Source organism: Shewanella aegiceratis, from assembly GCF_019457495.1.
GTDB classification, from domain to species: Bacteria; Pseudomonadota; Gammaproteobacteria; order Enterobacterales; family Shewanellaceae; genus Shewanella; species Shewanella loihica.
This window is the reverse complement of record NZ_CP080416.1, coordinates 1,881,045-1,893,095: the sequence shown is the minus strand read 5'-3', so window position 1 is coordinate 1,893,095 and position 12,051 is coordinate 1,881,045. Positions and strand designations below refer to the sequence as shown.

The window sequence follows — 12,051 nt, the reverse complement described above, 5'->3', positions numbered from 1 at the left end:
TTACCCTTTTTTATTAAACTGCTCAAAAATACTGGAGAAATCACGCTTACCATTGCCCTGACGGGCATGATTCACGTACAGGCTACGGGCCAAGGCGCCCATTGGGGTGCTCGAGTTAGAGAGCAAGGCCGCCTCCTGGGACAGACCTAAGTCTTTCACCATGAGATCAACCATGAATCCACCCTGGTAACCATTTGATGATGGCACGTTTTCCATCACATCTGGACAAGGATTATATTTATCTAGCGTCCAATTACCACCACTACTGACCTTCATGATCTCAGAGAGCACCTTAGGATCCAGTCCATGGTCGATCCCCATCTGAATCGACTCGCTGGTGCCGACCATGAGTACAGACAAGAGCATGTTGTTACAGATCTTGGCTACCTGACCGGCGCCCGGACCGCCTGCGTGGAAGATATTGGCGCCCATAACATTCAGCACGCCTTGGGCCTGCTCGAAGGCGGTATCGCTGCCGCCACAGATGAAGGTCAGGGTACCGGCCGCCGCACCTGCTGTGCCGCCCGATACTGGCGCGTCGATAAACTCGAGCCCCTTGGCCTTGGCCTGCTCGGCGACAAAGCGCGCGCTCTCTGCGTCTATGGTAGAACAGTCGATGAGCAGGGTGCCGTCGGCCACCACATCTATGATGCCTTTGTTCTGCTCGTCTCCCAGATAGAGACTGCGCACATGCTTGCCCGCAGGCAACATGGTGATCACCACATCGGCCGCCGCCGCTGCCGCGCAGGCACTCGGCGCCTGCATGGCGCCCTCCTCGACCACATGGCTCAGGGCCGCCTGAGAGAGATCGAAGGCCTTAACCGTGTAGCCAGCCTTCACCAGGTTGACCGCCATCGGGCCACCCATGTTACCTAATCCGATAAATGCAACTGTATTCATGTTTTGCTCCTTTTCCTCAGGCTTTGCCTGAAAAATTATTGGCCTAAGGTGCGCAGTGGATCGTTTTGCGGATCCCATGGCGAGGTCATCAGTGACTTGACCATCTCTTGTGGAACCGCTTCGACGGTCTCATACAGCCACTGGGGCTGACGGTCCTTATCGATAAGCAGTGCCCTCACCCCTTCGGCAAAATCACCGATTGCGCAGCAGTTACAGCTCAGTCCCAGCTCCAGCTGGAATACCTGACTCAGGCTCAGCTCAGTGCCTAGCATCGACTGCTGATACACCAGGTGCAGGCTCAGCGGGCTGCCGGCCAGCATGGTGCTGAGGGCGCGCGAAAGCCAAGGCTCGGCGTCTTCAACCGCCTTCACTCTGGTCATTATCTCATTGAGTTCACCGTCCATCAGGGCATCGATCTGCGCCTGATGCTGCTCGAGGATGCTCTCGCCCATTGGCTGGGCGCAGCGGCTCGACATCGCCTCAAGCAGCGCATTAAGCTTGCCGTGGTTGGCGCAGACATCGCTCTCCCAGTCGATGCTTGAAAGCGCATCGAACAGCGGCTGCTTGTCAGCTGAATTAAGGTAGTGATTACCCAGGCCAACATAGAAGGCGTCGGCGCCATCCATGTTATAGGCGGTCATCCCCAGGAAACGGCCCATATGGCCCGGCATGCGGTTGAGGAAGTAGCTGCCGCCCACATCGGGATAGAGGCCGATGGTCACCTCAGGCATGGCGATGCGAGAACGCTCGGTTACCACACGGTGGCTGGCACCGGCCATCAGACCGAGACCGCCGCCCATGACGATGCCGTCGCCCCACACAAGTACTGGCTTGTCGAAGGTATGCAGCAGGTGGTCGAGAAAATATTCTCGGGTAAAGAAGTCCTGAGTCACCTCGGGGATCTCGCCCGGCAACTCACGGGCCGCCTGATAGAGGGCGCGTACATCGCCACCTGCGCAGAAGGCCTTCTCACCCGCACCGTCAAGTACCACCATGGCGATGGCGTCATCGTCGGCCCAGGCGGTCAGTTGCGTAGTCAGCGCGCGCACCATCTCCATGTTGAGGGCGTTAAGCGCCTTCTCCATGTTGAGGGTGGCCACGCCCACCAGCTTACCCGATAGCGTGCCTAGGGTCTGAAAGACCACACAATTAGTCTGCTCAGTCATTAGCGGTTCTTCCAGTTTGCTTTGCGCTTCTCCAGGAAGGCGTTAACCCCTTCGGCCTGATCTTCGGTATCGAACAGGCCAACGAACAGCTCACGCTCTAGTGGCAATGCCTGAGTGCGCGGCATGGCGCGGCCCGATTGGATCAGCTGCTTACACACGGTCACGCTGCTTGGGCTCTGGTTCGCCACCTTCTCGGCCAGCGCCATAGCGGCATCAAGGGCTGCTCCCTTGTCGACCACCTCTTCGATAAGACCAATACTCAGCGCCTTGTCGGCGCCTACACGCTCACCGCAGAGGATCATGCGCTTGGCCCAGCCTTCGCCCACCAGGGCCGTCAGGTTCTGGGTACCGCCGGCACATGGCAGCAGGCCGACTGTGGCTTCTGGCAGTGCCATCACGGCCTGGGCCTCGGCGATACGGATATCACAGGCCAGCGCAACTTCCAGGCCGCCGCCCATGGCGTAGCCGTTGATGGCGGCGATAGAAACGCCGCGAAAGCCACTCAGGGCCTCGAAGGCCTCACCGAAATGTTTCGCCATGGTGGCGGCGTTACCCTTGTCGCCATCGGCAAATAACTTGAGATCGGCGCCGGCGCTGAAAAATTTCTCGCCTTCGCCGGTCAGCACCAGGGCATAGATCTCTTTGTTCGCGTTCAGCTCTGTCACCTTCTGCTTCAGCAGTGCCAAGCTGTCGGCCGTCCAGGTATTGGCCGGTGGGTTGTTCATGGTCAGTACGGCGGTATGGCCGATGATCTGTTCAACTATCGCTGTCATCTCTCTTCTCCCTGACTATAAGATTTGGCTGGCGTTTTCGTCGAGTAGACGACGGGCAATGATGAGACGCATGATCTCGTTAGTGCCCTCTAGGATCTGGTGCACGCGTACGTCGCGGAAATGACGCTCCAGCGGATATTCGCGGATATAACCATAGCCGCCGTGTAGCTGCAGCGCGCTGTCACACACGTTAAAGCCCACGTCGGTGGCAAAGCGTTTCGCCATGGCGCAGTAGGCAGTCGCCTCTGGATCGCCAGAATCGAGTTTAAAGGCAGCCAGACGCACCATCTGACGGGCGGCGACCAGCTCGGTCGCCATGTCGGCCAGCTTGAATTGCAGCGCCTGGAAGGCGGCAATCGGCTTACCAAACTGCTGACGCTCGTTCATATATTGCTGGGCGCGCTCCAGCGCCGCCTGGGCGGTACCCACTGAGCAGGTGGCGATGTTGATACGACCGCCGTCCAGGCCCTTCATGGCGAAGGTAAAGCCCTGGCCCTCTTCACCCAGTAGGTTGGTCACAGGCACACGCACCTTGTCAAAGGTGATCTCGCGAGTCGGCTGGGCGTTCCAGCCCATCTTATCTTCCGCCTTGCCGTAGGTGATCCCTGCGGCATCGGCCGGGATGGCGATGGCCGAGATCCCCTTAGGACCTGCGTCGCCGGTGCGGCACATCACCACTAACAGCTCGGTAGAACCCGCGCCCGAGATAAACATCTTGGCACCTGAGATCACATACTCGTCGCCTTCACGCACCGCCTTGGTCTTGAGTGACGCCGCGTCACTACCCGCCCCCGCCTCGGTCAAGCAGTATGAGGCCAGCTTGTTACCTGTGGTCAGCGCCTCAGACCATTCGTCGCGCAGGGTCTGAGAGCCAAAGCTGGTCACCATCCAGGTGGCCATGTTGTGAATGGTCAGCATGGCGGTGGTGGCGGTACAGCCCATGGCGAGCTGCTCGAAAATAATGGATGAATCCAGACGCGACAGGCCCATGCCACCTTCCGACTCAGGCGAGTAGAGTGAGCAGAAGCCCAGCTCACCGGCTTTTTGAATCACGTCTTTAGGGAAATGATGTTCTTCGTCCCACTTGGCGGCAAAGGGTGCCAGCTCTTCCTGGGCGAATTGGGTGGCCAGTTCGGCGAACTGACGTTGGTCTTCATTCAGATTAAAATCCATCTGATCTCTCCTTTCGCGCCTTTGTATTTGCCTTGGGCCTTTTTATTTGGCTCCAGTACCCGGCTTATTTATGGCGGCGCTTAACTTATTGAAGGCTAGTAATGATAAAAGCGATTCGGCCCCGGCCTTATCGCTTTTACCTTGCAAGGTCTCTTGCTATTCCTTATTTCAGGGCAATCGTCATGTTAGGCGCATGGTGCTCCGCCTCGACGATATCTGTCTCGAACCAACGAGCGGTAATAGTCTTGGTCTCTGTGTAGAAACGCACCGCCTGCTTACCATAGGCGTGTTGATCGCCGTAGAAGCTGCCCTTCCAACCGGTAAACGAGAAGAATGGCAGTGGCACAGGAATTGGCACGTTGATCCCGACCTGACCCACTTCGATGTTGTGCTGATACTTACGGGCCGCGGCGCCGCAAGCGGTGAAGATAGAGGTACCGTTACCATATGGGCTGTTGTTCACCAGTTCGATCGCCTCTTCCAGCGACTCGACTTCCATGCAGCAAAGCACAGGGCCGAAGATCTCTTCCTTGTAGATGCTCATGTCTGTGGTCACATTGGTAAACATGGTTGGGCCAACCCAGTTGCCGTTTTCATAGCCTTCGACGGTGAAATCGCTACCGTCCAGCAGACACTCGGCGCCCTCTTCCTTACCCTGGGCAATCAACTTAAGCACACGCTCCTTGGCGGCTGGGCTGATAACTGGGCCATAGGACGCATCTTTATCGTCCCATACGCCGGGTCTGACCTTGGCGATGGCGTCACGCAGCTCAGGGATCCACTTCTTGGCTTCACCGACAAACACCGCTACCGACAGGGCCATACAGCGCTGACCGGCCGCGCCCACAGAGGCGCCTACCAGGTTATTGATCACCTGCTGCTTGTTGGCATCTGGCATGATGACGCAGTGGTTCTTGGCACCGGCAAAGGCCTGAACGCGCTTGAGGTTGTCGGTACCTGTCTTATAGATGTACTGACCCACGCCCACAGAGCCGACGAAAGAGATCGCCTTGATATCCTGATGGCTAAGCAGCACGTCTACCGCCGTTTTGTCGCCATGTACCAGCTGCAGTACGCCTTTAGGCGCGCCGGCTTCTTCGAACAGCTCAACCAGACGCTGTGGCGTCAACGGATCTTGCTCTGATGGCTTAAGCACGAAGGTATTACCGCAGGCGATCGCCAGTGGGAACATCCACAGTGGGATCATCGCCGGGAAGTTAAACGGCGTAATACCGGCACACACACCCAGCGGCTGGGTGTAGCTATAGGTGTCAATGCTGCGGGCCACGTTTTCAACGGTTTCGCCCATGATCAGGCTGGCGATATTACAGGCATGCTCTGCCACCTCGATACCGCGCCATACATCGCCCTTGGCATCTTCGAAGGTCTTACCGGTTTCCTGGGCCAGGATGGTGGCGATCTCATCGTGATGCAGCTTTAGCAGGTGCTGGTAACGGAACATGACGCGGGCACGCTCAGACACAGGCACCTCTTTCCAGGTAGCAAAGGCTTGCTTGGCGCTGGCGATGGCGGTTTCAACTTCTTCTACCGTAGCGGCGTTGATGGTGGCAATCACCTCGTTGTTCGCAGGGTTGGTGACAGAGATCTGTTGCTGGCCGCTACCTAAAATAAACTGACCGTCGATGTAATGTTTTACTTGAGTTGTCATATCGCTTTCCTAAATACGTCTAACAGGCCTGGGCGAATGCCGCTGCCTGATGATCTGCTATGTAAGTGACAGCAAAAAACTCACATAATCATGGGTGAATGCATAGGCTCGCTTTCGCGAGCCTAAATAAGGGAATTACACTTCGATAGCCATGGCCGTGGCTTCACCACCACCGATACAAAGTGATGCCACGCCACGCTTAAGGCCTCTGGCCTTCAGGGCGTGAATAAGCGTCACCAGCACGCGGGCACCCGAGCAGCCGATAGGATGGCCAAGTGCACAGGCGCCGCCATTGACGTTAACCTTAGCCTCATCCAGGCCAAGTTCAGAGATGGCAAGCATGGTGACCATGGCGAAGGCTTCGTTGATCTCAAACAGATCCACCTCGTCTTTCGACCAGTTCACCTTATCCAGCAGCTTGTTCATGGCACCCACTGGCGCCGTGGTGAACATAGAAGGCTCTTGTGAATGAGTAGTATGGCCCTTGATAGTGGCCAGAACTTCTAGACCGCGCTTGCTCGCCTCATCGGCACTCATCAGCATCAACACGGCAGCGCCATCTGAGATAGAGCTTGAGTTGGCAGCTGTGATGGTACCCTCTTTGGCAAAAGCGGGACGCAGAGTTGGGATCTTCTCGGGTCTGGCGTTACCTGGCTGCTCGTCGGTATCGACAACAAGATCGCCTTTGCGGCTCGCCACGGTAACCGGCACTATCTCTTCCTTGAAGGCGCCAGATTCGATGGCTGCGTTAGCTTTTTGTAGCGAGCTCAGGGCGAAGTTATCCATCGCCTCACGGGTAATACCAAAATCATCGGCCGTCTTCTGGGCAAAGGTGCCCATGGCGCCGCCTGTGTAGGCATCTTCCAGACCATCGAGGAACATGTGATCCAGCACCTTGCCATGACCCATGCGCATGCCGCCACGAGCCTTATCCAGCAGGTAAGGCGCCTGGCTCATGCTCTCCATACCACCGGCGATCACGACATCGGCGCTACCGGCCTTGATCAGGTCGTGAGCCAGCATGACTGTCTTCATGCCCGAACCACACACCTTGTTGACTGTGGTCGCGCCTACAGACAGGGGAAGATCCGCACCTAAGGTTGCCTGACGCGCCGGCGCCTGCCCCAGGCCTGCCGGTAATACGCAGCCCATCAAGACTTCGTTGACATCACCGCCCTGAACACCGGCGGCGTCCATGAGTCCCTTGATCGCCGTGGCGGCGAGTGTCGGTGACGGCACGCTGGAAAGGGATCCCTGGAATCCGCCCATTGGGGTGCGTTTTGCCGCGACAATCACGATTTCTTGGTTAGTTTGCTCTGTACTCATCTTCCGCTCCATTCAAGGTACTTATGCGCTCACATCACACGCCTCCCCTTGGGGAGTGTGATCATGTTCAAATAATATCACTGTGACGTTTACGCGAACGTAAAGCAAGCATTAACTGGTCGAATTTCACTAACTTTAGTCTAATGTCTTGTCAGGCTGAATTTACAGCTTGGCGACAAGATGCTGTTTTTGGTGGTGTGCGCAACAAGGGGAATAAGCTAGCCTGCTGCTGTAAAACATGAGTAAAGCGATTAAAAACAATAAGTAATGGATAGAAAAGGCAAGATTAAGCACTTTTTAGCAAGACATAAGTGACTATTTACTGGTAAAAATAAGGTTAAAAATATAAGGCTATCGGCCTACTAGTTTCACATGGACGGGACGACTTATGACTCCAATACCTAAGACATCAGTACCTACAACACCAGAACCAATAAGAACAAATACCCCTACAGCCCTGGGAAAATGCCTTTCCCTCTGCGTCTGCCTACTATTGACCCTGACCCAGGCATGGGCCGAGACGCCAGCTAACGCAGACGTCACTGCAAGTGGCAATGCCATCATCGCGGGATACGAATTTAGCCATGACTCGAGCGAGTTTAAGACGCCAAGGCGCTACATGGTCTCCCTGCCCGAAGGCTACCATGGCAACACGCGGCACTACCCCGTGCTCTATGTGGTGGACGCCGACTTTCAATTTCAACATGTATCGGCCCTGACGCTGCATCTGGCGCGCATGGGTAAGATAGCGCCCATGATAGTGGTGGGCATCGCCAATCAAGGCCAGAACGATTATCTCTACACCACCACCTGGAAGAGCGACGAGGGCGAGGCCTTTGGCGGCGCAGACACCTTCTATCGCTATTTGACCAAGGAGCTAATACCCGCCATAGACCAGCAGTTTCGCACCAATCCCCACAAGGCGCTCGCCGGCTACTCGCTGGGCGGCCTCTTCACCCTCTATGCCATGACGCAAACCGCGAGTCCCTTCGATGCCTATCTGGCCATGAGCCCAAGCGTTTGGTATGACAAGATGCACTTTATCGAATTACTCAAACAGCGCTTGCAGAAAGCGCCCATCGAGGCGCCGCTATTCCTGACCCTGGCCAACGAGCAAGAGATGGGCGTGGATGAACTGGTAACAGCACTCAAAGGCTATGACGCACAAAAGATCCACTGGCAGTTTAAGCAGTACCCGAGCGAAAACCACTTCACCACCGCCCTGCCCGCACTCAATGACGGTCTGCTGTTTTTATCGCCAGACTACGGCCTAGATGGCAGCGACATGCTGGCCCTTGGCGACTACCGCGCCGTGCTGGATTATTTTGCCAAGCGCAAGGCAAACTGGGCCGGCTTTCACATCGAGTGGCTGCAGGCCTATCAGTTTGGCAAGTATCTGTTCTGGTCAAAGCAACTCGATAAACTCGATGCGATCTTAACAGCGGTAAAGCAGGAATTTCCCGACTCGCTCACCATAGTGACTGTACAGGTGGCCAAGGGATTTAACGTTAAGGGCGACGGTGCGCGGGCCAAGACCCTACTGGACAGCGTTGCTAAAGAGGGCGAAGCCTCACCCTACTGGCACAGGGAGATGAGTCTCTACTATCAATCTCAAGGCGATGAGGCAAACGCCCAGCGGCACCAACAAAAAGCCTTGGCGCTGGCTGAGCAGTATCGCCTCAACACCTGGGAACTATGGGAGCTGCAATAGTGGCTTTGCCTTTAAACTAAGGACATCAGGCTCACACCATCGAACAGCAGTGGCTGACCAAAACCGCGCAGCCCTGCCTTGGTGGCGACAACGGCATCCTCATCACCACAGAGGATCAGCGGATACTCTGCCAGAGAAGCGGCCTCGAGCAGGCAAGCGGCCCTGACGCTGAGTGCTACGCCGCCATCGCTCAGATCGCCATGGGGCAGAAATTGATAGGGAAGCAGCCCCATACCATCTAAATCGCTCAGCCCCAGGTGATTCTCATCGCCGCACAGGGGCGCACAGGCGATGCTTGGCGTCATCAACATGGCGCCGGCACTGAGCCCGATCAAGATCCCGCCGCGATTGAGATAATCGGCAAACTCCGCCATCAGGCCGCGTTTCTGCACCTGAGCCAGAAATTGAAAGGTATCGCCGCCAGCAAGGTGAATCGCCTGGCAATTGAGTAATCTATCCAGACCCGCCTGGGTATAGCCCTGCTCGAGATCCAGATAATGGCCAAGCGCCATGCCTAAGCGGGCATACTGCTGCTGAGTCCCTCGGTAGTAGCTTTGCTCTGGCTCATGGCCCGAGGCCAGATAACCCAGGCTAGTGCTCTTGCTAGCACCTTGGTTGAGCACAGAGGGACCAAGAACAGAGGGACCGAGCACAGAGGTTATCGCCGCCTGGCTTGCCGCGCTGTTAAGATCGCTCATCAGCACCATAGTCACAGTTTCGTCTCCTTGTGAGGCTTTCCTTCCGAGGCTTTCCTTCCGGGGCTTTCCTTACGGGGCTTTCCTTCCGGGGCAAATGTTCTGCTTAATTCTCAATAAAGGCCTAGTTAAGTATTTGTCTTAACCTTGATACTGACGCTTGATCTCCACCACCTCGACCCTGTAGCTCTCATACCAGGCCTCGCGGCCAAGTTGCTGGGCGATTCTATGTTCGCTGTCTTGTTTCCAGGCCAGAATATCGGCCTCGCTGGGCCAATAGGAGATGGCGATCTCCTGATCGCCTTCGGTGACGGCAACGAAGTCCTGGCAGTGATACTTATCCATCGCCAACTGCCGCATCTTGGCGGCCATCTCGGCATATCTGGCATCTAAAGTGGCCACCTTGGCCCGAAAAATCACGGCAAACATCTTGCTTCCTCAAGAGAATAAATCGGAAAGATTGTGGTCTTTACAGCTGCTGGAATTGACGCGCCATCGCCTGGATCTGCTTAAGCCCCAGGCCATGCTGGTTACGCTCGGCGCACAGCGCCTGATGCGCCGCATCTTGCGGGTCACCAATCAGCAAAATGCGCACCTGATAGCCCATCGCCTTGGCAGCGGCCTCATAGGCCATAAACTCCCAGTGGGCCAAATTGGTGTTATCGCAGATCACCACGGGCTCCTGGCGCGACAAGGCCTGAATGAAACCGGTAAGGTTCAACTGATGAAACTCAGACAACTTACTGGCATCGAAGCGATACTCGCCCGCGATGATGAAACGATCGTCGGTAGAGAAGTAGCCGCGGCGACGAATCGCCTCGCCGTCGGGGCGAGTTGCAATGAAGCCATCGACCCAGTGACTCTTACCACTGCCCGGCAGGCCGCGCATGATGATCGCCAGCCGGCTGTTGAAACTGTCCGCCGCAGTTACAGCGTCTTGTGTCAGCGCTTCGTCACCGACGTCGCCGAGGTCACACTCAAATTGGCTCACGCCTTGACTCATACCTTAAACTCACGCCTTAACTCATGCCTTAACTCACACAGTAGCGGCGCCAGATAAGGGCCTATCGCCAATCACCTCGCCTGCGAGGATCTGCTCCACCAGTTGCGGCACTATCTCGCTGGCCTTGCCTTGCAGGTGATACTGGAACTGGCTGTGGCGATCCGCCGGCACCAGGTTGACCTCTACCGTCTGGGCACCATGATGATTGGCGGTGTCGACGAAGCCCGCCGCCGGATAGACGGTGCCCGAGGTGCCGATGGCGATAAAGAGATCGCAGGTGTCCAGCGCATGCTGTATGCGATCTAAGCCTATGGGCATCTCGCCGAACCAGACTACGTGGGGGCGCAGGCGCTGGGCGGGAATGCAACAGGTACAGGTATGGTTGACCCCAAAGTGATCGGTCAGCAGAAAGGTCTGATGGGAGCGCGGACAGCGTCCCTTGGTTAGCTCACCATGCATATGCAGCAGGCGACGGGAACCTGCACGTTCATGCAGGTCGTCGATATTTTGCGTTACCACCAACAGCTGGCCGTCGAACTCCTGCTCGAGCCTCGCCAGCGCCTTATGGGCGGCATTGGGTTCTATCTTGCCATTGTGAAGCTGTTGCCAACGCTCGTTATAGAAGCGCTCCACCATTTCCGGGTCGCGGGCATAACCTTCGGGCGTCGCCACGTCCTCGATTTTATGCTCTTCCCAAAGCCCATCTTGATCCCTAAAGGTTCTCAAGCCAGATTCCGCTGAGATCCCCGCCCCAGTTAACACTACGATCTGCCGATACATCCCTCTTCCTTATTTTTATGCTTTTGCGGGTCGCTATCGCCCACAGGATACAGGTTGACCAGATTTCATCCTGCCAGAGTTATCGCCGTTAGGCTATTAGGCATTAGTCTCAATAACATTACAAAAAGTACGCGTTAAATTCAGCCTAAATCACACAGGTAGGGCCAATTTAGAACAAATTTCTGCCGATGCGAACAATATGCAAGATCAAAGGTTTAAGTTTTCAAATTCAACCCCTATAATGGTTCTCAACATCAACTACTGAACCACTATTGGCATTGCTAATGGTTCTTCAATCCAGAGATTAATAATGACAGATGGAAATCAAGCGCTAAAGAAAGCGGGATTAAAGGTCACCTTACCACGAGTCAAGATCCTCGAGCTGATGCAGGAGCCCGACAACCAGCATATCAGTGCAGAAGAACTATATAAGAAATTGCTCGATATTGGCGAAGAGATTGGACTGGCCACGGTATACCGTGTACTGAACCAGTTCGATGACGCGGGTATCGTCACCCGTCACCATTTCGAAAGCGGCAAGGCGGTATTTGAGCTGGCCTCGACCCACCATCATGATCATCTGGTGTGTCTCTCTTGCGGCAAGGTGATCGAGTTCTCTGATGAAGTGATCGAGAGACGCCAGGACGAGATCGCCATGAAGCACAACATCAAGCTGACCAACCACAGCCTATACCTCTACGGTGTCTGCACCAACGACGAGTGCGACCACGGCGACGAATAATTCGTTGGTAAACAGCCGATAAAGAAAAACCAGCATAATGCTGGTTTTTTTGTATCTTTTTTGTGTCTAAGGTTTATCTCTGGCGAGGACTAACGCCTTCATCACAACACCTT

12 protein-coding genes are annotated in these 12,051 nt (G+C 55.6%); 2 read left to right on the top strand and 10 right to left on the bottom strand.

Annotated elements, in window-relative coordinates; all coding sequences use genetic code 11:
• The 6 genes from mmsB to K0H80_RS08485 all read right to left on the bottom strand — a co-directional run bounded on the left by mmsB (position 1) and on the right by K0H80_RS08485 (position 7,007).
• Entirely contained in the window at positions 1-900 is a 900-nt protein-coding gene (mmsB, locus tag K0H80_RS08510; RefSeq protein WP_144198853.1) for a 3-hydroxyisobutyrate dehydrogenase, read from the bottom strand.
• A gap of 35 nt (positions 901-935) precedes the next feature.
• Positions 936-2,066 (bottom strand): enoyl-CoA hydratase/isomerase family protein, encoded by a 1,131-nt coding sequence (locus tag K0H80_RS08505; protein ID WP_220073695.1) that lies wholly within the window; start codon positions 2,064-2,066, stop codon positions 936-938.
• Positions 2,066-2,839 (bottom strand): enoyl-CoA hydratase, encoded by a 774-nt coding sequence (locus tag K0H80_RS08500; protein WP_220058417.1) that lies wholly within the window; start codon positions 2,837-2,839, stop codon positions 2,066-2,068. The genes K0H80_RS08505 and K0H80_RS08500 overlap by 1 nt, the downstream gene beginning before the upstream one ends.
• A 15-nt stretch (positions 2,840-2,854) precedes the next feature.
• Positions 2,855-4,012: an acyl-CoA dehydrogenase family protein gene (locus tag K0H80_RS08495; RefSeq protein WP_220058418.1), complete on the bottom strand. Its 1,158-nt coding sequence runs from the start codon at positions 4,010-4,012 to the stop codon at positions 2,855-2,857.
• A 163-nt stretch (positions 4,013-4,175) separates the two neighbouring features.
• A complete protein-coding gene (locus K0H80_RS08490; RefSeq protein WP_220073694.1) occupies positions 4,176-5,681 on the bottom strand; it encodes a CoA-acylating methylmalonate-semialdehyde dehydrogenase in 1,506 nt (501 codons plus the stop codon).
• Positions 5,682-5,816: 135 nt separating this feature from the next.
• On the bottom strand, positions 5,817-7,007 hold the full coding sequence (locus K0H80_RS08485) for a thiolase family protein (protein WP_220073693.1): 1,191 nt from the start codon (positions 7,005-7,007) through the stop codon (positions 5,817-5,819).
• A 388-nt stretch (positions 7,008-7,395) separates the two neighbouring features.
• Here K0H80_RS08485 and K0H80_RS08480 point away from each other — a divergent pair, with 388 nt between their 5' ends.
• Positions 7,396-8,718 carry an alpha/beta hydrolase gene (locus K0H80_RS08480; protein ID WP_220073692.1) on the top strand — a complete coding sequence of 441 codons (1,323 nt, stop codon included), beginning with the start codon at positions 7,396-7,398 and terminating at the stop codon, positions 8,716-8,718.
• Between the two features lie 11 nt (positions 8,719-8,729).
• Here K0H80_RS08480 and K0H80_RS08475 read toward each other — a convergent pair whose 3' ends face one another.
• The 4 genes from K0H80_RS08475 to cobB form a co-directional block, all read right to left on the bottom strand.
• The gene (locus K0H80_RS08475) at positions 8,730-9,425 is read right to left on the bottom strand and encodes a Type 1 glutamine amidotransferase-like domain-containing protein (protein WP_258406243.1); all 696 of its coding nucleotides are present in this window, start codon (positions 9,423-9,425) and stop codon (positions 8,730-8,732) included.
• A 129-nt stretch (positions 9,426-9,554) separates the two neighbouring features.
• Positions 9,555-9,842 (bottom strand): antibiotic biosynthesis monooxygenase family protein, encoded by a 288-nt coding sequence (locus tag K0H80_RS08470; protein ID WP_220073690.1) that lies wholly within the window; start codon positions 9,840-9,842, stop codon positions 9,555-9,557.
• 40 nt (positions 9,843-9,882) lie between these two features.
• Positions 9,883-10,302 (bottom strand): AAA family ATPase, encoded by a 420-nt coding sequence (locus K0H80_RS08465; protein ID WP_220073947.1) that lies wholly within the window; start codon positions 10,300-10,302, stop codon positions 9,883-9,885.
• Positions 10,303-10,449: 147 nt separating this feature from the next.
• Positions 10,450-11,196, bottom strand: a complete 747-nt coding sequence (gene cobB, locus K0H80_RS08460; protein WP_220073689.1) for a Sir2 family NAD+-dependent deacetylase — start codon at positions 11,194-11,196, stop codon at positions 10,450-10,452.
• Positions 11,197-11,506: 310 nt separating this feature from the next.
• On the opposite strand from cobB, the gene fur reads away from it, so the two are divergent.
• Entirely contained in the window at positions 11,507-11,938 is a 432-nt protein-coding gene (gene fur, locus K0H80_RS08455) for a ferric iron uptake transcriptional regulator (RefSeq protein WP_011865460.1), read from the top strand.
• The last annotated feature ends 113 nt before the right edge of the window (positions 11,939-12,051 follow it).